This window comes from Streptomyces sp. CCM_MD2014 (genome assembly GCF_000772045.1).
Lineage (GTDB): Bacteria > Actinomycetota > Actinomycetes > Streptomycetales > Streptomycetaceae > Streptomyces > Streptomyces salinarius.
This window is the reverse complement of sequence record NZ_CP009754.1, coordinates 8,136,429-8,158,600: the sequence shown is the minus strand read 5'-3', so window position 1 is coordinate 8,158,600 and position 22,172 is coordinate 8,136,429. Positions and strand designations below refer to the sequence as shown.

Sequence of the window (22,172 nt, the reverse complement as noted above, 5' to 3'; positions counted from 1 at the left end):
GCCCACCTCGCGTGGGCGGGTCTCGTCGACAAGTGCCGTAGCAGACACCCGGGAGCCGAAGTGACGACTGGATGGCAGCGATAACACCGCGGTGGGCACTCGTCGGGAACCGCGCGCCGAGACCGCAGGCCGACCCCATGTCCCGTCCGACCGAGGAGGAAGTCAGCCAGTGGACACCAAGGCACCCTCGTCACCCCGCCCGCCCGGACGCAGACGAGTGCCGCGTTCCGGCACCGTCGCCGCGGCGCTCGGCCTCGCCCTCGGCATGCTGTCGACCGCCGCCGTCCCCGCGGGCGCGGCCCCGCCCCGGACCGCCTCCTCCCCGGCTCCGGCTGCGACGGCGGTGGAACTGAGCGAGGGCGGTCTGACCGTCACCGTGGCCAGGGAGTTCCCCCAGATCGTCTCCTACCGGCTGGGACAGCGCACTCTCGGCGGGCAGGCGACGGCGCTGGACAGCTTCACCGTCAACGGCGAGGCCCACCGTGCCACCACCACGATGACGGCGCACGGCAGCAGGGCGACCTACACCTCGGTGTTCGAGGACCTGCCCGGTCTCACGATCACCTCCACGATCACGGTCACCAAGGACACGACGGTCGTCTTCGCCGTCGAGAAGATCTCCGGCACGGCCGCTTCGACCGTGCACACCCTCGCGATCCCCGGTCAGTCCCTGGTCTCCGTGGACTCCTCCGACCCGGGCGCGAACCTCGCGCGGACGAAGATCTCCACGGATTCGACGACGACCGCCGACCGCTTCATCCCCATCACGGCCGGCACGTCCCCGGACAGGGAACCGGTCGGCACCCCGTACGCGTTCGTCGGCAACGCGCAGCTCTCGGCGGGCGTCATCACCAACGCGACCGAGGACTCGCCGCAGGACGACAACACCAACTGGAACGGCCGCCTGCAGTCCCGCATCGTCGACGCGGGCGAGGGCCGGCGCCGGGCGGAGCTGTCGGTCGGCACCTACACCTACCACCCCGAGGGCGCCACCGACCCCCGCGTCGACACCTACGAGCTGCCCCGGGCGACCGTGGTCCTCGCCGCCGACGCCAACGAGGACGGCACGGTCGACTGGCAGGACGGCGCCATCGCCCACCGCGCGCACATGCGCAGCCCGCTCGGCGCGGAGCGGGTGCCCGAGCGCGTGGTCCAGCGGATCCCGTTCAACTTCGCCGGCCAGGCGACCAACCCGTTCCTCAAGACACTGGACAACACCAAGCGCATCTCCATGGCCACCGACAACCTCGGCCAGTGGGTGCTGGAGAAGGGGTACGCGAGCGAGGGCCACGACTCCGCCCACCCCGACTACGGCGGCAACGAGAACGTCCGCGCGGGCGGCTGGAAGGATCTGAACCGCCTCACCCGCACGGGCGCCGGCTACAACGCCGACTTCGCCGTCCACGTCAACGCCACCGAGGCCTACGCACAGGCGAAGACCTTCACCGAGGACATGGTCGAGGGCCAGCCCGACGGGTGGGACTGGCTCAACCAGGCCTACCACATCGACCAGCGCAAGGACCTGGGCACCGGCGCCGTCCTCGACCGGTTCAAGCAACTCCGAAAAGACGCGCCGGGCATCAAGACCGTCTACATCGACGCCTACTACTCCAGCGGCTGGCTGGCCGACGGCCTGGCCGCCGAGCTGCGCAAGATGGGCTTCGAGGTCGCCACCGAGTGGGCGTACAAGTTCGAGGGTTCCTCGGTGTGGTCGCACTGGGCCGCCGACAAGAACTACGGCGGCGCCACCAACAAGGGCATCAACTCGAACATCGTCCGGTTCATCGCCAACGCCGACCGCGACGTGTGGAACGTCGACCCGCTGCTCGGCGGGGCCAGCGTCGTCGAGTTCGAGGGGTGGACCGGTCACGACGACTGGAACGCCTTCTACCGCAACATCTGGACCGACAACCTGCCGACCAAGTTCCTCCAGCACTACGAGGTGCTGGACTGGGAGCTCGGCAAGTCCGCCAAGCTCACCGGTGGTGTGAGCGTGGAGTCCGTCGACGGCGAGCGGCGGATCTCCATGGGCGGTGCCGAAGTCCTCCGGGGCGACACCTATCTGCTGCCCTGGGGCAGCGCGAAGGGCGACGGCGTCTCCTCGCCCGGCGACGCCGACAAGATGTACTTCTACAGCGCGTCCGGCGGAGAGCACACCTTCGAACTGACCGAACAGTTCGCGGGCAACCAGAACTTCACTCTCTACGAACTCAACGACCAGGGCCGGGCGAAGAAGGCCCGGGTGAAGGCCCATGACGGCCGGGTGACCCTCACCGCCGAGAAGGCTCAGCCCTACGTCCTCGTGCCGAACGGCGGCAAGGCACCGCATCGCAGCGCCCACTACGGCGAGTTCACCGGGCTGTCCGACCCCGGATTCAACGGCGGGGACCTGGACGACTGGAACGCACGGGGCGGCGCGCGGATCGTCCGGGCCGACAACGGCGACAACGTGGTGCGACTCGGTGACGAAGCCTCCGGCATCTCTCAGCGGGTCCGCGGTCTGACCCCGGGCAAGCGGTACACGCTCGGCGCGGACGTCGAGATCGGCCCCGGCGCACGCCGGGCCACGACCCTGCGGGTGCGCGGCGGAACGGACACGGAGGCCCGGAGCTTCGACATCACGCCGGCACGGAACAGGATGGCCTCCGACGAGAAGCGGGACACCTACTCCCAGCGAGCCTCCGTCTCGTTCACCGCGCCGCGCGGCGGTACGGTCACCGTGGAACTCGGGGCCGTCCCGGGCAGCGCCCCGGTCGTACTGGACGACGTGCGCGTCATGGCGGACACCACCGCTCCCCTCCCCACCGCCGAGGACGGCACCGTCATCGCCCACGACGACTTCGAGGGCAACCAGCCCGGCTGGGGACCGTTCGTCAAGGGCGACGCCGGAGGCGTCACCGATCCCCGCACGAGCATCAGCGACCTGCACGAGCCCTACAGCCAGAAGGAGTGGAAGAACACCTACTCCCCCTACGACTCCGGGGCCCTGAAGGGCAAGGCGGTCGACGACGTACTGGCCGGCCGGCACTCGCTGAAGTCCCACGCGGAGAACACCGGGCTGGTCCACCGCACGACCCCCGCAACGGTGCCCTTCGAGGAGGGCCACACGTACCGGGTCTCCTTCTCGTACCAGACCAACATCGAGGGCCAGTGGGCCTGGGTGACGGGTGCGGACCGGGTCGCGGACGGGAAGACCACTTCCCGGGACATCACCCGCGACGTCCTGGAGCCGGCCCTGGACACGGCGGCCTACTCCCGTGAGATCGTCGCCGGCTGCGGGGACACCTGGGTCGGGCTGCGCAAGCTCGGCAGCGCCCGGGGCGCCGACCTGGTCATCGACGACTTCACCGTGACCGACCTGGGCGTGGCGGAGACCGGGGCCGCCTGCGCGGCGGTCACGGCACCGAACGGCGTCGAGCTGAGCCCCGGCGTACCCGGTGAGTACGTCACGGCCTTCACCAACCACGAGTCCGCCGACGCCGTGAACGTCGGCATCGCGCTCCCCGGCCTGCCCGAGGGCTGGAAGGCCGAGGTGAAGGAGAAGAACGGCAACCTCTTCGAGAGCGTGGAGCCGGGCGCGACCGTGCGCACCGCCTGGCTGCTGACCCCGCCGGCCGGCACGACGGACACCTCCCCCGTGTGGAAGGTGACCGCCACGTACGCCCACGGCGGAGACACCAAGACCGTTTCGGCCGGCGCACGGGCCTCGGTGACCGACGAACCCGTCCTCTCACCGGGCTCGATGACCGCGACCGCCGACTCGGAGAACACCTCCTCGGGGCCCGGCGAGGGACCGGTGTCCAACGTCCTCGACGGTGACGCCGGCACCATCTGGCACACCGACTACACGGCCTCCCAGGCGCCGTATCCGCACTGGGTGACGCTGAAGTTCGGCGGCGCCGCCGACATCGACGGGTTCGGATACCTGGGCCGTCAGAGCGGCGGCCCGAACGGGCGCGTGGCCGACTACGAGGTCGCCGTGTCGGACGACGGGAAGGACTGGACGACGGTGGCCGGTGGCACCCTGGAGGACGTCCCGCGCACGCAGCGGGTCTCCTTCGACCGGGTCCGCGCCTCCTACGTCCGGTTCACCGCGCTCAACGCCCTCAACAGGCAGCCCTATGCGGCCGCCGCGGAGATGCGCGTGTACGGCGTGCCCGTGGAGCTGCCGACGGGCTACCCGCCGGGCGAACGCCCCGCCGGCACCCGCTGAGTCAGCGACCGCGTGCGGCCCGCCCCGAGGGGTGGGCCGCACCTCGCCGTGCGCGCGGATGTCAGTCGAAGGTCTCCACGTATTCCTCCGGTGGTCCGAGGTCGGGGCGGTCGTGCAGGGTGAGGCGGTCGCCGAGGCGTTCGAGTTCCAGCACGGTCAGCGTGTTGTCACCGGGGTGCAGGAGCGGGCCGGGCAGGTAGAGGGTGGTCTGCGGGCCGATCTCCCAGTAGCGGCCCAGCAGGGTGTCGTTGACCCAGAGGAAGCCCTTGCCGAAGCCGGGCAGGGCGACCCAGGCGTCCGCGGGCTCGGCCACGGACAGGACCGCGGTGGCGAAACCGGCCCGGCCCTCCGGCGGGGCCGCCGCCGCGGCACGGGCGACGTCCCGCGGCGTCCACCGGTCGAGCGGCAGCGGACGCATCGTCCAGCCGTGCACCAGCCGCCGCTCGACCCTTACGCCCCCGAGGATGCCCTTGCCCTGGCCCAGCAGCGGACCGTAGTTGATCCGTCCCTGGTTCTCCACCAGCAGCGCCAGCCGGACGGGTGCTCCGTTTCCGGAGAGGGTGAACGAGGCCGTCTCCCGGTCCAGTACGGCGACCGGTGCGTCGTCGGCGAACACCTGGGCGCGGTCGTGCAGGCCGGTGACGGTCAGTTCGTGGTCGCCCGGCGGCAGCAGCGGTTCGGCCTCGTAGAGCACCAGGCCGGAGTCCAGGGCGAGTTCTTCGAAGCTCAGCGGCAGGGGTGCGTGCACCGGTTCGGCCGTCGCGCGCAGCCCGCCGAGCAGGGCCGCGTGCCGGGTCACCGGGAGTGCGCGGGGTGCCAGCACCGGCGGTTCGGCCGGCGGCGGGGGCGGGGTTCCCGCGCCGTCCAGCGCGGTCAGTCTCTCCCGCAGGGCGAGGAACTTGGGTGTCAGCGCACCGTTCTCGGCGATGGGAGCGTCCGAGTCGTAGCTGGTCACGGTCGGCCGGATGCGGTCGCCGTCATGGTTGGCGCCCGCCCACAGGCCGAAGTTGGTGCCGCCGTGCGCCATGTAGAGGCTCACCGAGCCGCCCTCGTCGAGGATGTCGCCGACGGTCTCCGCCGCGCCGGCCGCCGGCCGGACGTGGTGCTTCTCGCCCCAGTGGTCGAACCAGCCGTTCCAGAACTCCGCGCAGAAGAAGGGCTCCCCGGGACGGCGGGAGCGCAGCAGTTCCGCGGCCTGGCGGGGGCGGGAGCCGAAGGTCGCCGCCGCCAGGTGGCCGGGCAGGGCGCCGCCGTCCTGCATCAGCGGGGTGGGTCCGTCGGCCGTGTAGAGCAGTTCGGTGACGCCCCGGGCGACGAGGGCGTCCCGCACGTGGCGGACATAGCCGTGGTCGTCGCCGTAGCTGCCGTACTCGTTCTCGATCTGCACGGCCACGACCGGTCCGCCCCGGCCGGCCTGGAGGTCCGCGATGCGCGGTATCAGCTCGTCGAACCACCGGTCGACCGCTTCCAGGAAGGGGCCGTGGGAGGTGCGCAGCCGCATCCCGGGGGTGCCGGTCAGCCAGGCGGGCAGGCCGCCGTTGTCCCACTCGGCGCAGATGTAGGGGCCCGGCCGCACGATGACGTCCAGCCCCTCCTCCTGGGCCAGCCGGACGAATTCGGCCAGGTCGCGCGGGCCGTCGAAGCGGATGTCGCCCTCGGTGCGCTCGTGGAAGTTCCACGGGACGTAGGTGTCGACCGTGTTCAGGCCGAGGGCGGCCAGCCGCCGGAGCCGGTCGGCCCAGTGGCCGGGATGGACCCGGAAGTAGTGCAGCGAGCCCGCCAGGAGGCGGTGCGGGCGCCCGTTCCGCAACAGGGTGCCGCCGGCGTGGGTCAGGGTGGCCGACGGGGAGGAGGTGGTCACGTGACGGCTCCAGCGGTCATGCCCGCGCGCCAGAGCCTCCGGCGCGCGAGGAAGGTGATCACTGTGTACAGGCTCATCATGTTATCGATGCCTTGCCGGACTTTCGCCCGTGCACAGGAACTATGGCAGACGATGTTATCGATGCCAACGACGGTGCCCGGCTCGCGCGCACCCATGTCCGACCGGTCGGCGGGGCTTCCGCGTCCCGCTGCGGAGAGGCTCGCGGGGGACGCGTTCCGAAGGGGCGCCCTCCGGCCGCCGCCGAGCACGCCTGGCCCGTTCGAGTGCAATGAGCCCGCGCCGACCGGCGTTTCGTTTGCCTTCGGCGTCCTGCTGCGCTTCGCGCGACGAGAATGCCCCCGTACCTGACGCAAAGTATCTGGAGGCATGCTCGCTGTGACCACCGTCGAAGGGCCTCACAGCCCCGCAGCTGGCGACCATTACGCGGACGAATTGCCTCTTGCGCGCAAGACGCCCGGCAACGCAGTGATCAAGTGGTTGACGACCACGGACCACAAGACGATCGGCACCCTGTACCTGGCGACGTCCTTCGCGTTCTTCCTGATCGGCGGAGTGATGGCGCTCTTCATGCGCGCCGAGCTGGCCCGGCCCGGTCTGCAGATCCTCTCCAACGAGCAGTTCAACCAGTCGTTCACGATGCACGGCACGATCATGCTGCTGATGTTCGCGACGCCGCTGTTCGCGGGCTTCACCAACTGGATCATGCCGCTGCAGATCGGCGCGCCGGACGTCGCCTTCCCCCGGCTGAACATGTTCGCCTACTGGCTGTACCTGTTCGGCTCGCTCATCGCGGTGGCCGGGTTCCTGACCCCGAACGGTGCCGCCGACTTCGGCTGGTTCGCCTACAGCCCCCTGTCCAACGCGGAGCACTCGCCCGGGATCGGCGGTGACCTGTGGATCATGGGTCTGGCCTTCTCCGGCTTCGGCACCATCCTCGGCTCGGTCAACTTCATCACCACCATCGTCTGCATGCGCGCGCCGGGCATGACCATGTTCCGCATGCCGATCTTCACCTGGAACGTGCTACTGACCGCCGTGCTGGTCCTGTTCGCCTTCCCGGTGCTGGCCGCGGCCCTGTTCGCGCTGGAGGCCGACCGCAAGTTCGGTGCCCACATCTTCGACTCGTCCAACGGCGGCGCGTTGCTGTGGCAGCACCTGTTCTGGTTCTTCGGGCATCCGGAGGTGTACATCATCGCGCTGCCGTTCTTCGGCATCGTGACGGAGATCCTTCCGGTCTTCTCCCGCAAGCCCGTCTTCGGTTACATGGGTCTGGTCGGAGCGACGATCGCGATCGCGGGCCTGTCGGTGACGGTGTGGGCCCACCACATGTACGTCACGGGCGGCGTGCTGCTGCCGTTCTTCTCCTTCATGACCTTCCTGATCGCGGTCCCGACCGGTGTGAAGTTCTTCAACTGGATCGGCACCATGTGGAAGGGATCACTCAGCTTCGAGACGCCGATGCTGTGGTCCACCGGCTTCCTGGTCACCTTCCTCTTCGGCGGGCTGACCGGCATCATCCTGGCCTCGCCGCCGCTGGACTTCCACGTGTCCGACTCGTACTTCGTGGTGGCGCACTTCCACTACGTGGTGTTCGGCACCGTGGTGTTCGCGATGTTCGCCGGCTTCCACTTCTGGTGGCCCAAGTTCACCGGCAAGATGCTCGACGAGCGCCTCGGCAAGATCACGTTCTGGACGCTGTTCGTCGGCTTCCACGGCACCTTCCTGGTCCAGCACTGGCTGGGCGCCGAGGGCATGCCCCGCCGCTACGCCGACTACCTGGCCGCAGACGGCTTCACCGCCCTGAACACGATCTCGAGCATCTCTTCGTTCCTGCTGGGCCTGTCCATGCTCCCGTTCCTGTACAACGTGTGGAAGACGGCGAAGTACGGCAAGCCGGTCGGCGTGGACGACCCGTGGGGCTTCGGCCGTTCACTGGAGTGGGCGACCTCCTGCCCGCCGCCCCGGCACAACTTCTGCACCATGCCCCGCATCCGCTCCGAATCCCCTGCCTTCGACCTGCACCACTTCGACCTCACGTCGCTGGACCAGAAGGAGAACACCGGCCAGCGTGACGTGATCGACGCGGCAGGCCACGAAGGCGAACGGTCATGACCGGCGGTCGTCGCCCGCACCCGCCCGCGGGCGACGCCTCGGCCATTGCCACGCAGGCGGAGGGATTTCTGCGGGCACAGGCCCACTACGACGAAGCCCGCGCCGAGGCACGGGCGCTGTGCGACCGGATGCCGTGGATGACCACGGCCCAGGCCGAAGACTTCACCCGGCACTATGTCGACCACCGGATCACCTTGGTGCGGGCCATGCTCAGCGCGACCGTGACACGGGCCGGAGAGCTGCGCCAGGAGTACGAGGGACGCTATCTCCAGCTGCGCCGCGCCCTGCTCAGGCGGCACGCGGGCTGGGTGTCGGCCGCGCTGGCGTCCGCCACGGGACTGCACGCCATGGCCTGGATCTGGCTGCGGTAGCCACGGCGGTGAGGCTCGAACCGGCCCACCCCGTGCGGGAATTGACATCACCGGCGCGTCAATGCGGGTGATCTGGGTCGGTCCTGGTCCGCCGCCCCGTGCCAAGCTGAAGCACCCTGGTCCTTCGGCATGCGGTGAGAGGCAGTCTCGGTGGACGTGTTCCCCACGGAACACGGTGCGGTCCGGGGTTTTCGGGCGCGCGCGGACGTCGTCGCCGTCCTCGGGATCCCTTACGCGGCCCCGCCCTTCGGCGACAACCGGTTCCGGGAGCCTCTTGCGGCGTCGGCGTGGCCCTTCGGGCTGCCCGACGGCCTGACAGCCGGCTACCGCGCCGCGATGCCCCATGCCCCGGTGCTCGACGTCTACCTCGCCGTCTACGCCGACCTGATCTTCGGTGAGTACGGCAACCGGCTCGCCGAACTCCACGCCCGGGCCGGCGGCCGGACCTTCCTGTCCCGTTTCGACCGGCGGCGCGCCGACGCGCGAGGAGCCGTGCGCGCCTGGCACTGTGCGGACGTTCCGTTCGCCTTCGGCAACCTGGACGACGAGCCTGTCCTTCCTCGTCGGCGGCGCACCCACCCCGGCGGACCGGACGCCGGCCCGCCGTATGGTGCGCGCCTGGGCGGACTTCGCGGCCACCGGCAGCCCGGGCCGGTCACCCGTCCGCGACTCCGCCACCGAGGTCAGGACGTGGACGACCGGCGGCCACGCGGACCCCCGTGATCAGCCCACGGCCGATCTCCGGGCTCTTTGGGCCAAGGCCGAATTCCCGCTCCCGCGTCCGTGAGGCCTCCGGGAGCGAGCCGCGGTCTCCGGCAGTTCCATATGCTCGCCCCGGAACCGGGCCCGCAGCGCGCGATCGTGCGTGACCAGCACGATCGCGCCCGGGAACTCGGTCAACGCCTCCTCGAGTTCCTCCACCAGGGCCGGTGACAGGTGGTTCGTCGGTTCGTCGAGCAGCAGGAGATCGGCGGGCTCCGAAACCAGCCGCGCCAGATCCACTCGGCGGCGCTGGCCGTACGACAACTCGCCCATGCGCAGGCGCAGTTCCGCCGGGCGGAACAGACCCAGGGCGAGCAGGGCAGCGCCGTGCTCGTCGGCACCACCCGCCCGGCCCCTTGCGAACGCCTCGACCACCCTCAGGTCCGGCGGCCACGGCGTCTCCTCCTGGCGCAGATGACCCACCCGGCCCGGCACCCGCACCGAGCCCTCGTCCGGCCGTACTTCACCGGCGAGGAGCTTCAGCAGCGTCGTCTTGCCGGCGCCGTTGGGGCCGGTGACGAGAAGGCGGCCCCGGCGGCCGAGGGCGAGGGAGTTCACGCACAGGCGGTCACCCACGCGTACGCCCGACAGCCGTACGGCGGGCAGCTCCGCCGCAGCGGTCCCGGGGGCCGCCGCGACGCCTTCCGCCGTCCGCACGCGCGCCGTGAAGACGAGCGGATCCGGCGGCGGCGCCACCGGGTTCTCGGTCAGTCGCTCGACCCGTTCGCGCGCGTTGCGGATGCGGGACATCGCTCCGTGTGCGCGGCCACGGGCCCGGAAGCCGCCGTGGCCGAAGTTGGCCAGGGACACCTTGCGCGGGATGGCGTCGAGGCGGGCGGCGTGGCCGGCGGCCAGGTGCTCGTTGCGGGCCAGCTCGGACCGCCACTCCTCGTACTCCTGAAGCCGTCGGCGGCGCTCCGCCGCCTTCGCCGTACGGTAGCCCGAGTACCCGTCGCCGTAGCGCGTGACGTTCCCCGCCTCGGCCTCCAGCACCGTGGTGGTCAGGCGCTCCAGGAAGACACGGTCGTGGGTGACCGCGAGCACCGTGCCGGGGTGCGCCCGCAGTTGCCCCTCCAGCCATTCCACGGCGTGGTCGTCCAGATCGTTGGTCGGCTCGTCCAGGAGCAGGGTCTCCGGGCGGCCGGCGAGGACGCCGGCCAGCGCCAGACGGGAGCGTTCGCCTCCGGAGAGGGTGCCGAGCCGGCGTTCACGGCGGAGCCCCGGAAGGCCGAGGTGGTGCAGCGCGATGTCCACGCGGCAGTCGGCGTCGTAGCCGCCTCGGGCCTCGTAGCGCGCGAGGAGCACGGCGTACGCCGCGAGGGCCGCCGGGTCTTCGCCCTCGCCGAGCGTGTGCTCGGCCCGGCGCAGTTCGGCCTCCAGAGCCCGCAGGTCCGCGAGGGCCAGGTCCACGGCGTCCTGGACGGTGGCCGTCGGGGGCAGCGGGAGGGTCTGCGGCAGGTAGCCGATCCCGCCGGCGGCGGTCACCGTCGCCTCACCGCTGTCGGGGCGCTCCCGGCCTGCGAGGATCCTGAGGAGGGTGGATTTGCCGGCGCCGTTGTCACCGATCAGTCCGGCCTTCTCACCCGGTTTCAGGGAGAAGGAGACCTGGTCCAGAACGGTGCGGCCCGGGTAGCGCTTGGTGACGTGGCTGAGGGCGAGTTGTGAGGTGTGCAAGGTCGGGTCCCTCCTGGCCGCGCCTGTGGTGGCCCGGCCGGATCGGGGTGGATGGCTGCACGGCGAGGCGCTGCGACGGCGGAGCGGTGCTCTACGCCGTCGGCGCCGGTGATCTCACAGGGAACCCATGGGGAGGACGGTACGCCAGGACGACGACATTGACAAGACGATACGTCTCGCCTTGTCTGCCGTCCGGGGCGCGGGCGCTCGGGTGCCCGCCCCTGGGCGTTCGTGTCGCTACGGCCGTTTCCGCAGCCGAGTGGTGGACGGGCGATGCCCTCCCGCCTGCTTACCGGGACGGCCGGTTGCCGGAGAACCGGAGAGGTGCGTCGGGGTGAGGGCGACCGCGAGGACCGCGGCTGCCATCACCGCGGACATGAGGGCGAAGCCCGCGGAGAAGGTGGCGGCCTGCGCCGCCAGGCCCAGCACGAGGGAACCGAGCCCGGTGCCGGCGTCGTAGCCGATGTTCCACGCGACCGACGTCGTGTGGCGGTTCTCCGCGCCCGCGAGGTCGAAGGCCTGTACCAGCGTGAGGCTCTGGAGCCCCCCGTACGCCGCTCCCAGCAGGAGCAGCCCGGTGAGCAGGGGGAGGACGGCCGCGCCGTCCGCGCCGACGGCCAGGGCGGTCACCGCCAGTCCCGCGCAGGCGGTCGAGACCAGGACGGCGATGATCGGCCGCAGGGCGATCCTGTCGGCGAGTTCTCCGCAGCCCCAGCGGGCCACCGCGGCGGTGGCGGTGAGGGCGAGCAGCCCCGCGGCGGCGAGCGAGGGAGTGTTCGTGAACTGCGGGGCGAAGGTGAGGACCGCTCCGCCGGCCGCGGTGACCACGAGCAGGACGGCGAGCGGAAGCAGGATACGCCGGAGCACCGTGGCCACGCGGGCGGGACGTTCCACACGGCTGCCCCGTGTGACCGGCTCCTTCGTCCGGGATTCGACGGCACGGCCGAGGGCGCGGGTCCACGGCAGCGCGAGGACCGGGAGCACCCCACAGGCGATGATCACGGGGAGGGCGAACGTCGCCGTCAGCCAGGGTGCCGCCGGGGTCAGCACCACCTGGGGCAGCGCGACGGCGAGTCCGTAGAGGCCGATGGCCGCCCCCTGGCGTCCGCGCGGGGCCAGGGCGGCCGCGGCGGTGGAGCCGCAGACGGTGACGATGCCGAAGCCGGCACCGCGCAGGGCGGTCGTCAACAGGATGGGCAGCAGGTGGTCGCTGAGGCTCTGCAGAAGGGCGGGCACGCCGAGCAGGCAGGCGCCGAGGGCGAGCGTGCGGGTCCACCCGAGGGTGCGCAGTGCCGTTCGGACGCACATCTGGGCCAGGACGGTGGCTGCCATGAGGACGGCCGTGACGAGTCCGGCCCCGAACTCGTCGGCGACTCCGCCGACGGCCCATGCCGGTGAGACGGGGAGCAGGAGGGCGAATCCGGCGAAGCAGAAGAGCATCACGGTCAGCAGGTGGGGTATTCCCGGGGACCGCAGGACGGATTGCGTCGCTCGTTCAGACATGGATCTCGGCTGTCCTTGATCTTCGAGGCTGTTGAGAGACCGGCGCGGCGAACGGGACGAGGCCGTCAGCCCGGTCCGGGCGGCAACTGGACGGTCATGATCACGTGGCAGGTCTCCTCGCCGGCGCCCCGGTAGGCGTGGCCGACGTCGCCGTCGAAGGTGGCGGTCTGCCCGGCTTCGACGGAGTACTCGACACCGTCGACGACCAGGACCATGCGTCCGTCGGTGACGCTGACCGTCTCGACCACCCCGGCTTGGTGGGGGTGGCTGGGGTATTCCTCCCCGGGCTGGAGTTTCCAGCGCCACACCTCGACCGGGGCCGGTCCCGAGGTCGTCAGCATCAGCCTGGCCTCGCTGCCCCGCGGTCCCGCCCACAGCGGCATCACGGTGTCGCCGGACACGACCCGGACGCGCTCCCGCGCCGCCCCTTCCATCAGGGCGGACACCGAGACACCGAGGGTGTCGGCCAGCCGCACCAGGGTGGCGAAGTTCGGGTTGCCCTGCGCCTTCTCCAGCGCGACCAGTGACCCTTTGCTGACCTTGGCACGCCGGCCGAGTTCGTCCAGGGACAGTCCGGCGCGGGTGCGGGCCGTGCGGACGTTGTGGGCGAGCGTCCGCAGCGCCGCCTCGGTCTCGGCCATAACTGTCGCCCCTCAAGGAATCGGTCGGCACACTGGACCGTGCAGTCGTTCGGTTGACCCGCGACGGTCGGTCCGTTGTACGGTGCAGTCGTTCTGCTGATGGTAGGGGATGCGCATGCGCCTCGTGCGGTCGCTCCCCCGCCGCCGTCCTGCACCCGACTCCCGCGCCCGGAAGGACCCCCCGATGTTCGAGTACGACGATCACAAGCCCGCCGAGCAGCGCCGATGAGCACCTTCCGGCTCAGCCCCGCCGTCGCCGAAGCCTTCCCCGGCACCCTCGTCGCCGTCGTCACCGCGACCGGCCTGCGCGGCCGCGAACCCTGGCCCGCCACCAGCAGCGCGCTGGAAGATCTGGAGCAGCGGTTCGCCGACGGCGCCTGGGCTCCCGCCGACGAGAACGACCCCCGCATCGAGGCATGGCACACCGCCTACCGGGCCTTCGGCACCAATCCCCGCCGCATCCGCCCCAGCGTCGACGCCCTCGGCCGCCGCCTCGCGAAGAAGGGCACCCTGCCCCGTATCAACCCGGCCGTCGACTCCTACAACTCCGTCTCCGTCCGCCACGGCCTCCCCGCCGGCGCGTTCGACCTCGACCACGTCACCGGCACCGTCGACATCCGCCACGCGGACGGCAGCGAGACCTTCACGCCGCTCGGCGAACCCGACACCGTCGAGAGTCCCAAGGCCGGAGAGATCGTCTACACCGACTCCACGGGCGTGCTCACCCGGCACTGGAACCACCGCGACGCACACCGCACCCGCGTCACCGAAGGCTCCACGCACGTCGCCTTCGTCCTCGAAACCCTCCGCGCCGCCACCGACGGACCCCTCGTCGAGACCGCCGCCGGGGAACTGCGGGACCTGCTGATCCCGCACGCCGACCGGACCCGGGTGCACTGCCTCACCCCGGGGCAGCCTCGGGCGACGCTGTGAACCACGCCGTGCGGCCACCTCGGGCTGGTAGCCGTCGCAGCCGGGCTCGCCGTTCGGCCGGCAGACGCCGACGACGGTGCCGCCCACGCCTTCAGCTCGCGCAAACTCATCGGCGGTCGTCGAGCATCCGCTCCAGCCGGTCGAAACGCTCGTGCAGCGCCTGGGTCGCCTGCGTGTACACCTCCTCGGCGGCCCGCTCGGTGTGGCGCACCAAGTGGCCCCGGCGCTCCTGTTCCCTTCCGACGAACCAGGTGGCCAGCGCGGCGGTGACGAGACCGAAGGCCGTGATCCCGGCGACCATCACCACCACGGCCACGAGCCGTCCCCCCAGGGTCACGGGATACAGATCGCCGTAGCCGACGGTCGTCGCGGTCTCCACGGACCACCACAGCGCCCTCGGATACGTGGTCAGCTGCGCACCCGGCGCGCCTCGCTCGGCGAGGACGGCACCGTACGAACCCGCGAGAAGTACCAACACCAGGACGACCGTCGCGGCGCACGCGGCCCTCCAGTGGAGCGCACTGCCGTGGCGCCCGAGCAGCAGTTTGACCAATCTGGCCAGGAGACCGGACAGCATGGGTGACATGCTCCGCCACCGGCCGGGACGACGGTGCGGCAACGCGCCGGTGCGCGTCGAACCGGTTCACCCTCCGTGGCAGTGGTTCGTGCGGTCGGGCCCTGGACGCGGACGGCGGTAAATCGGTCGCGTCCGGCGACCGTCCTCAACAGACTGTGGCGCGTGGACCGCTTGATGGAGATCGCGAATCGACTGGTCGGCGTCGGGGGCGTCGTCGCGGTGTGTCTGGGAGGCAGCCGGGCGACGGGGACGCACGGCCCCGACTCCGACTACGACCTGGGCCTGTACTACCGGCCGCCGCTGGACACCGCGGCTCTGCGTCTGCTGGCGGCCGAGCTGACCGGCGGGACGGTGGAGGTCACCGAGCCGGGCGGCTGGGGACCTTGGGTCGACGGGGGTGGCTGGCTGACCATCGACGGCCATCGCGTCGACTGGATCTACCGCGACATGGATCGCGTACATCGCGTCTGGCGGCAGTGCCGGGCCGGGCGGTTCGAGGTGGGCGCCCAGCCGGGCCATCCTCTGGGGGTGTACTCCCACGCCTACGCCGGTGAGGTGGCCCTGGGACGCGTTCTCGCCGATCCCAGCGGCGAGCTGCGAACCCTGCGGGAGCAGATGCGCGTCTATCCGGAGCCGCTGCGCGAAGCGCTCATCCACAACGCCCGGTGGGAGGCTCCGTTCATCCTGGCCGGCGCCCGCAAGGGGGCCGCGCGCGGTGACACGTTCTACGTCGCCGGCTGCCTCTTCCGTGCGGTCGGACTCCTCGTGCACGCGCTCCACGCCCATGCCAGGTGCTGGGTGCTCAACGAGAAGGGCGCGGTGCGGGCCGCGGCGGAGCTCGACGGTGCCCCTGCGGACTTCGCCGGGCGGGCGCACGCGTTGTTCTCCGCGCTCGGTACGGCGCCGGACGCGCTCGGTGCCGCGCTGGACGACGCCGACGGGCTGGTCGCCGAGGTGTGCGGTGAGGTGGCCGGGTGACCACGGCACGGTCGGGGCTGCGCCGTGGCCGACGGCCACCCGCCGGTGGCCGTCGGCGTTCAGGCCCGGGACGCCGGCGTCCCCGGGGATCGCGTCAGTTCGCGTTCACCAGGTCGTGGGCCGGGACGGTCACCGTCCGGGCGTCCGGCTTGCCGCCTAGCACGATCTTCCGCAGCGCGCTGTTGTTGTCGAGGTTGGTCTCCTTGAGCCGCTTCTCCGGGTTGGCCAGAACCTGGATGTAGTACGTGCCGTTGGGGACGTCCGTGATGTCGAAGGACTGGCCCGGCAGGTCCTGGGAGTACGTGTCGCCGGAGCCGACGTCGAGCACCTCGCGGACGGAGATGGAGTTCTCCTCACCGCACGCGGTGGACAGATCGGTGTTGTACGGGTGCCAGTTGGCGTTCTTGACCGTGTAGTCGATCGCGTCGGTGTTGGCCAGGCAGAAGGCCTCCTTGCCGCTGCGCACGGCCTCCTTCTTGTCCGCCTTCAGCAGCCGGTAGCTGGCGAAGTCGGTGAAGTGCCAGTGCACGTGCCCCGGACGCGGGTCCCACTCCATGGTGCCGGTCGGGGTGTAGCCGACCTGCTTGCCCTTGGCGTCGTAGAAGTACTGGTACGCGTCCATCTTGGCCTTGCCGGGCGACCGGAAGCCGTCGACCACCAGTTGCGCCGGACCGGCGTTCCACACGTTGGCGCTGAAGGCCAGGTAGTCCTTCCCGGGGATGTCCTCCTCCCCGTCGGTGACGACGATGCCGTAGGCCGGCAGCGAACGCAGGTCGGGCTTGGGGACGTCCGGGACGGAGGCCTTGCCGGTGGGGCGCTTGGCCAGCGGCTGGAGCGCCAGGGCCTTGCGGGAGCCGTCGGTCTGGCCGCCCTTGTCACCGACCGGCAGGGAGCGTGCGGTCTGCTTCTTCTTCAGCGCCCACGGCAGGGCGGGCGGCGCCGCCCTGAGCGGTCCGTGGCCCACGTTGTAGGAGGGACCCGCCCCGCTCGTGACCGGCGCGGCGGCCTGGGCGGGTGCCGGGGCGTGCCCCGGCCCGTGGTCCGCGTGCGCGGCCGGGTGACCGGCGTGCTCGTTCGCCGTCGCGGACCGGGACGCGGCCGCCCCGGCGGCGCCCTGGTCGTCCTCGTAACTCCATTCCACCACGGTCACCTTGACGGTGGCCGGCTTGTTCGCGATGCCGAACAGGTCGCGGTACTTCTTGGCGACGGCGACCTTGGCGGTGTAGGTCCCGGCCGCCAGTGCGACGGGCTCGGTGTAGGAACCCGCGTAGGTGTTTGCCGCCCAGCCCTTCTCGACGCCCCACACCGAGCCGAGGGTGAACGGGTTGGTGGGGCAGCTCTCCGGATACTTGGAGGTGGCGGGCGCGTCGGGGCGTACCCGGCCGCTGGCGTTGTTCGGGCAGAAGTCCTCGGTCCTGGTGAGGACCTTCTTGCCCGCCTTGTCGGTGACGGTGATCTCAGCGAAGCCGGGCAGTCCGGAGAAGTCCTTCACCGTGCCCTTGGGCAGTGTCCTGGGCTTGGCCTTTCCGCCCTCGTACACGGTCTGGGTGATGGTCACCGGGTCCTTGTAGGACTTCCGGGTCACCTTCAGCTCCAGCGGCCTGCCGTCCGCGGTGAGGTAGGTGCCGAGGTCGAGGTAGACGCCCGGGTCCTCCTTCCAGGAGGTGAGCGTGAGTGAGCCGGTGGCGGCGATGAGGCTCAGTTCCGGCCCCGTCGCCGCCTTCGCCGGCTCCGCGGTGGCGGCCACGAGTGAGGCGGTCACGGCCATCGCGGCGACGGCCGTGGTACCTGCGAGCAGTGGACGTCGCAGCCGGGTGGTGCGCGTTCTGGTCATCGATCCCTCGTCCTTCTGATGCTTGGGGGGTGCTGTGGGAAGGAAGCAGGCGGGCACGTTGTTGCTGTGCTCGCGCTGTGAGAGGGACGGGTCGGCTGCCCGGTTGTCCAGAGGGTGGAAACCGCGGGAGGTTGGCCGGATCGCAGTGCTGTGGACGAGATCAGCGTGAAGTCCGGCGCTCCGGTCGCGGTCGCCCGGCGGTTGTCCGCCGGTGCGTACCCGCTACCGCTGGTGCCCGAGCGGCAGTTCGGCGAGACCCTGCCACCCGGCGGGCGTGAGGCCGACCACGTGCAAGGCGCTGATCACCGTGGTGATCGGCAGCGCGGCGGCGGTGCGGCGGGCGATGACGGCGGCGGTCCGCGGGGCCGCGTCGAGGGCCACGGTGACGTGCACCGGCGGGCGAGGGCCGAACCGGCCGCCGTAGGGCACCTGGGCCGGAAACGCCGTGCGCACGGCGTCGGCCACCTGGCTCAGTCCGGGCACCGGGACACCTACGAAGCCGCCGGTTCGCTCGACCGCGGCCAGACTGACGGGGATCGGGCCGGCCGGCAGGGCGGCCCGCAACCGGTGCAGCTCCGGCTCCCCCACCTCACCGGCGGGCAACCAGGGGTAGAGCAGCGCGGCGTGTGCCGGCACGCCCGGCCGGACCGCCGCCCCGTCCACCTCCGCGGCCGACCGCAACAGCGGCTCGGCGTCCGGCACCAGCGCCAGCACCGCCGTCGTCCCCGTCCGGGCCACCGGGTGCCCCTCCTCGCCTGGTCGTCGACTGGTCGGTCCGACCCTACGGCTTCCGGACGGAACACCGATCCGTGCCGGGGGCGGGAAACTCGGATGCGGGTGCGAGGCGGCCGCCTCTAGGCTGCGCGCATGGGGCGGGCATGTCGCCGCAGGGGCCTCTCGCGGGCCGGAGTTCCGGGTACGAACGTCATGGAAGACGTGATGGATCGAGGTTGAGCGGCGTATGACCAGTCAACTGTTCGCGATCTGCTTCAACACCTCCCTGCCCGCGGGCCTGGCGCGCTTCTGGTCCGGCGTCCTGGGCTGGGAGCCGGCCACCGGTGCGGACGACGGCCTCGCGATTCTTCCTCCTGACGGCATCGGGTTCCGCATCCGGTTCCTGCCGAACGGAACGCCCAAGACCGGCCAGAACCGGGCGCACTTCGACCTCACGAGCACGTCCCCCGAAGACCAGCGGCGAACGGTGGCCAGGGCGCTGCGACTGGGCGGCACACACATCGACGTGGGCCAACTCCCGGAAGAGGGGCATGTGGTGCTCGCCGATCCGGACGGCAACGAGTTCTGCGTGGTCGCGGCGGGCAACAACTTCCTGGCGGGCACCGGCACCGTCGGAGCGCTGGCCTGTGACGGCACTCAGGAGGTCGGCTACTTCTGGAGTGAGGCGCTGCGGTGGCCGCTGGTCTGGGACCAGGACCAGGAGACCGCGATCCAGTCCCCGGCCGGCGGCACCAAGATCACCTGGGGTGGCCCGCCGGTGGCGCCCAAGTCCGGCACCAACCGGCTCCAGCTCGAACTCGCGCTGCCCCTCGACGCCGACTTCGAGGCGGAGACCGACCGTCTGCTCTCGCTCGGGGCGAGGCACGCCGCGGGTGCCGGTGAGGGGGACCGCGGCCGGGCGTTCATGCTCGACCCGGACGGCAACGAGTTCACGGTGCGACGCGCCGGCTGAGGGGCAGCACCTCGCCCGTCTCCGGTCCGCGACGCGGGGACACTCAGCGGGTCAGCGTTTCGAAGCCGGCGTCCGCGCAGTACTCGACGAGACGTCCCTCCGCCTCCGGATCACCGTTGTTCATCGCCTGGGCGCTCGCCTCCCCCAGCGTGCGGCCGTCTCCGAGTGACTCGTCCCGGAGGGGCCGCACGGTCAGGAGGGCGATCCGTGCGAGCCCGTCGGCCTCGTCGTACCCGGACGGCTCGGCCTCGGCCGTCCGTGCGGCGTCGCGAGCCTTCTGCCACACCCCGAGCTGTCGGCAGTACTTCTCCTGCCGGGCGGTCAGGAGCCGCTCGTCCTCGCTGCCGGAGGAGGAGCACCCGGCCGTCAGCACGAGCAGGGCGAGCGTCGGCAGTAGCGCCGTTCTGAGTGTGTGCACCGCGTTTCCCCCGGCTGGACCTTGGTTTGTTCGCCGCCCCTGACCCACGGAACCTACACCGGAGTCGTGCCGTGGCGGCCGGCGGTGGTGGCCGACGAGGAACAGTTCGGCGGCCCCACACCTGTTGCACATCGGCACACGGGTGTACGGTCTCCGGCCGACGGCCTTTTGGGAGCGCTCCCAACGGTCGCCTGCCTGTCATGCACACGCCATTGAAGGAGGTTCGCGTTGAAACGCCTTTCGGCCCTACTCGCGACCGGCGCATCGGTCGTCGGTCTCACCGCGCTCGCCGGGCCCCCGGCCCAGGCGGCCACCGGCTGCACGGCCGAGTACACGATCACCAGTCAGTGGTCGGGCGGTTTCCAGGCCGGCGTGAAGGTCACCAACCTGGGTGATCCCATCAGCGGCTGGACGCTCGGGTTCACGATGCCGGACGCCGGCCAGAAGGTCGTCCAGGGCTGGAACGCCACCTGGGCGCAGTCGGGTTCCACGGTCACCGCCGCCGGCGTCGACTGGAACCGCACCCTCGCCACCGGTGCGTCGGCCGACCTGGGGTTCGTGGGATCCTTCACGGGTTCCAACCCGGCGCCCACGTCGTTCACTCTCAACGGCGTGGCCTGCACCGGGTCCGTCACCGACCCGCCGACGGACCCTCCGACCGACCCGCCCGCGACCGGCACCCCCACCGACGTCAACGGGCAGCTGCACGTCTGCGGTGTGCATCTGTGCAACCAGTACGACCGTCCCGTACAACTGCGCGGCATGAGCACGCACGGCATCCAGTGGTTCGGCTCGTGCTACGACGACGCGTCCCTTGACGCGCTGGCCGACGACTGGAAGTCGGACCTGCTCCGCGTGGCCATGTACGTGCAGGAGGACGGCTACGAGACCGACCCGGACGGGTTCACCCGCCGGGTGAACGGCCTGGTCGACATGGCCGAGGCACGGGGCATGTACGCGTTGATCGACTTCCACACGCTCACGCCGGGCGACCCGAACTACAACCTCGACCGGGCCAAGACCTTCTTCTCCTCCGTCGCCGCGCGCAACGCGGACAAGAAGAACGTGATCTACGAGATCGCCAACGAGCCCAACGGCGTGAGCTGGGCGGCCGTCAAGAACTACGCCGAGCAGGTCATCCCGGTCATCCGGGCAGCCGACCCGGACGCCGTCGTGATCGTCGGCACCCGCGGCTGGTCCTCGCTGGGAGTCTCGGACGGCTCGAACGAGAGCGAGGTGGTCAACAACCCGGTGAACGCGACCAACATCATGTACGCGTTCCACTTCTACGCGGCGAGCCACAAGGACGACTACCGGGCGACGGTGAGCCGAGCGGCCTCGAAACTGCCCCTGTTCGTCTCCGAGTTCGGCACGGTGAGCGCCACCGGCGGAGGCGCGGTGGACCGGTCGAGCAGCATCGCGTGGCTGGACCTGCTCGACCAGCTGAAGATCAGCTATGCGAACTGGACGTTCTCCGACGCCGACGAGGGCAGCGCCGCCTTCAAGCCGGGCACCTGCAACGGTACCGACTTCAGCAGCAGCGCCGTGCTGACCGAGTCCGGGGCTCTGTTGAAGAGCCGGATCAGCACCGCCGACAACTTCCCGACGAGCTGACCCGCGGTGGGGCTCCGGTCCGTCCGGAGCCCCTCCCTGGTCGAAAGCCTGCGCCTCACGGCGCAGCAGGCCCCTCGGCAGGGCCGCCCACGCCCGCGCGCCGCGCCCAGTGGCGGGGACGTCTCAGGGCTTGACCGCGACCCCGCACACGGACACGTCGGCCGTGGTCTCCTCGGGCCGGTCGGCGTCCGGGCGCCAGGTGGCCGTGGACACGACTCCGGGATCCACCGGGGTCAGTCCGGCGAAGTAGGCCGCGATCTCCTGCGGGGACCGCAGATGGTAGGTGTTGGCCGACTGCCCGTTGTAGGCCTCGACCGCCCTGTTGAGGGCCTCGTTGCCGTTGGTGCCGTCGCTCAGGGCCAGGTAGCTGCCCGGGGGCAGCCCCGCCAGCAGGGTGTTCACCAGCTCCGCGGGACGCTCGGCGTCGGAGATCTGCCCCATGATCCCCAGCATGGTCAGCGCGACCGGGCGGCTGAGGTCGAGGGTCTTGGCGGCCTCGGCCAGGATCCGTTCGGGGTCCCGGACATCGGCGTCGACGTAGGCGCAGGCGCCCTCCGGGCTGCTGGTGAGCAGTGCCTGGGCGTGGGTGAGGACGAGTGGGTCGTTGTCCACGTACACGATGCGGCTCTCCGGCGCGATGCGCTGGGCCACCTCGTGCGTGTTGTCCGCGGTGGGCAGTCCCGTGCCGATGTCGAGGAACTGGCGGACACCGGCCTCGCCCGCCAGGAAGCCCACCGCGCGTGCCAGGAACCGTCGTTGCACCCGCGCGACGGCCGCGAACTCGGGGAACGTCGTCAGGATGACCTCACCGGCCTCGCTGTCGACCGGATAGTTGTCCTTGCCCCCCAGCAGATAGTTCCAGACACGGGCGGAGTGCGGACGATCCGTCTGCAGTCTGGCCCTGACTTCTTCACTCGGATCACTCATGGGCAAAGCTTCACACAGAGCCGCGCGTGATGGGGCCAACTGCCGC

16 protein-coding genes and 2 pseudogenes are annotated in these 22,172 nt (G+C 71.1%); 9 read left to right on the top strand and 9 right to left on the bottom strand.

Annotation, left to right across the window (positions count from 1 at the left end):
* Positions 1–169 precede the first annotated feature (169 nt).
* Positions 170–4,213, top strand: a complete 4,044-nt coding sequence (locus NI25_RS36540) for an endo-alpha-N-acetylgalactosaminidase family protein (RefSeq protein WP_061446585.1) — start codon at positions 170–172, stop codon at positions 4,211–4,213.
* Between the two features lie 61 nt (positions 4,214–4,274).
* Here NI25_RS36540 and NI25_RS36535 read toward each other — a convergent pair whose 3' ends face one another.
* A complete protein-coding gene (locus tag NI25_RS36535) occupies positions 4,275–6,074 on the bottom strand; it encodes a glycoside hydrolase family 35 protein (protein ID WP_061446584.1) in 1,800 nt (599 codons plus the stop codon).
* A gap of 387 nt (positions 6,075–6,461) precedes the next feature.
* On the opposite strand from NI25_RS36535, the gene ctaD reads away from it, so the two are divergent.
* The 4 genes and pseudogenes from ctaD to NI25_RS36515 form a co-directional block, all read left to right on the top strand.
* Entirely contained in the window at positions 6,462–8,207 is a 1,746-nt protein-coding gene (ctaD, locus tag NI25_RS36525) for a cytochrome c oxidase subunit I (RefSeq protein WP_107071978.1), read from the top strand.
* Positions 8,204–8,578, top strand: coding sequence for a hypothetical protein (locus NI25_RS36520; protein ID WP_061446581.1), 375 nt, complete (start codon positions 8,204–8,206; stop codon positions 8,576–8,578). Before ctaD ends, NI25_RS36520 begins: the two co-directional genes overlap by 4 nt.
* A gap of 150 nt (positions 8,579–8,728) precedes the next feature.
* A pseudogene (locus tag NI25_RS40860) lies at positions 8,729–8,809 on the top strand (hypothetical protein); the annotation flags it as partial.
* A 42-nt stretch (positions 8,810–8,851) separates the two neighbouring features.
* Positions 8,852–9,365, top strand: a pseudogene (locus tag NI25_RS36515) (carboxylesterase family protein); the annotation flags it as partial.
* Here the strand turns inward: NI25_RS36515 and NI25_RS36510 are convergent.
* The 3 genes from NI25_RS36510 to NI25_RS36500 all read right to left on the bottom strand — a co-directional run bounded on the left by NI25_RS36510 (position 9,302) and on the right by NI25_RS36500 (position 13,158).
* Positions 9,302–11,014 carry a TlrC/CarA/OleB/SrmB family ABC-F type ribosomal protection protein gene (locus NI25_RS36510; protein WP_061446579.1) on the bottom strand — a complete coding sequence of 571 codons (1,713 nt, stop codon included), beginning with the start codon at positions 11,012–11,014 and terminating at the stop codon, positions 9,302–9,304. The pseudogene NI25_RS36515 and the gene NI25_RS36510 overlap by 64 nt on opposite strands.
* A gap of 237 nt (positions 11,015–11,251) precedes the next feature.
* Positions 11,252–12,517 carry an MFS transporter gene (locus NI25_RS36505; RefSeq protein ID WP_061446578.1) on the bottom strand — a complete coding sequence of 422 codons (1,266 nt, stop codon included), beginning with the start codon at positions 12,515–12,517 and terminating at the stop codon, positions 11,252–11,254.
* Between the two features lie 65 nt (positions 12,518–12,582).
* The gene (locus NI25_RS36500) at positions 12,583–13,158 is read right to left on the bottom strand and encodes a helix-turn-helix domain-containing protein (RefSeq protein ID WP_061446577.1); all 576 of its coding nucleotides are present in this window, start codon (positions 13,156–13,158) and stop codon (positions 12,583–12,585) included.
* 225 nt (positions 13,159–13,383) lie between these two features.
* Here NI25_RS36500 and NI25_RS36495 point away from each other — a divergent pair, with 225 nt between their 5' ends.
* Positions 13,384–14,091 (top strand): B3/4 domain-containing protein, encoded by a 708-nt coding sequence (locus tag NI25_RS36495; RefSeq protein WP_061446576.1) that lies wholly within the window; start codon positions 13,384–13,386, stop codon positions 14,089–14,091.
* A gap of 106 nt (positions 14,092–14,197) precedes the next feature.
* Here NI25_RS36495 and NI25_RS36490 read toward each other — a convergent pair whose 3' ends face one another.
* On the bottom strand, positions 14,198–14,677 hold the full coding sequence (locus tag NI25_RS36490; protein ID WP_078884813.1) for a potassium channel family protein: 480 nt from the start codon (positions 14,675–14,677) through the stop codon (positions 14,198–14,200).
* A 153-nt stretch (positions 14,678–14,830) separates the two neighbouring features.
* Between NI25_RS36490 and NI25_RS36485 the strand changes: the two genes are divergently transcribed.
* Entirely contained in the window at positions 14,831–15,646 is an 816-nt protein-coding gene (locus tag NI25_RS36485) for a nucleotidyltransferase domain-containing protein (protein WP_233520813.1), read from the top strand.
* Between the two features lie 94 nt (positions 15,647–15,740).
* On the opposite strand, the gene NI25_RS36480 is transcribed toward NI25_RS36485, so the two are convergent.
* Complete coding sequence (locus NI25_RS36480; protein WP_061446573.1) at positions 15,741–17,480, bottom strand: lysyl oxidase family protein; 1,740 nt, start codon at positions 17,478–17,480, stop codon at positions 15,741–15,743.
* Positions 17,481–17,702: 222 nt separating this feature from the next.
* Positions 17,703–18,218 (bottom strand): 2'-5' RNA ligase family protein, encoded by a 516-nt coding sequence (locus NI25_RS36475; RefSeq protein WP_233520812.1) that lies wholly within the window; start codon positions 18,216–18,218, stop codon positions 17,703–17,705.
* Positions 18,219–18,441: 223 nt separating this feature from the next.
* Between NI25_RS36475 and NI25_RS36470 the strand changes: the two genes are divergently transcribed.
* Positions 18,442–19,167, top strand: a complete 726-nt coding sequence (locus tag NI25_RS36470; RefSeq protein ID WP_061446572.1) for a VOC family protein — start codon at positions 18,442–18,444, stop codon at positions 19,165–19,167.
* A gap of 43 nt (positions 19,168–19,210) precedes the next feature.
* Here NI25_RS36470 and NI25_RS36465 read toward each other — a convergent pair whose 3' ends face one another.
* Positions 19,211–19,585, bottom strand: a complete 375-nt coding sequence (locus tag NI25_RS36465; protein ID WP_061446571.1) for a hypothetical protein — start codon at positions 19,583–19,585, stop codon at positions 19,211–19,213.
* 228 nt (positions 19,586–19,813) lie between these two features.
* Here NI25_RS36465 and NI25_RS36460 point away from each other — a divergent pair, with 228 nt between their 5' ends.
* Positions 19,814–21,199, top strand: a complete 1,386-nt coding sequence (locus tag NI25_RS36460) for a cellulase family glycosylhydrolase (protein WP_061446570.1) — start codon at positions 19,814–19,816, stop codon at positions 21,197–21,199.
* 123 nt (positions 21,200–21,322) lie between these two features.
* On the opposite strand, the gene NI25_RS36455 is transcribed toward NI25_RS36460, so the two are convergent.
* Positions 21,323–22,126: an SAM-dependent methyltransferase gene (locus NI25_RS36455; protein WP_061446569.1), complete on the bottom strand. Its 804-nt coding sequence runs from the start codon at positions 22,124–22,126 to the stop codon at positions 21,323–21,325.
* Positions 22,127–22,172: the final 46 nt, after the last annotated feature.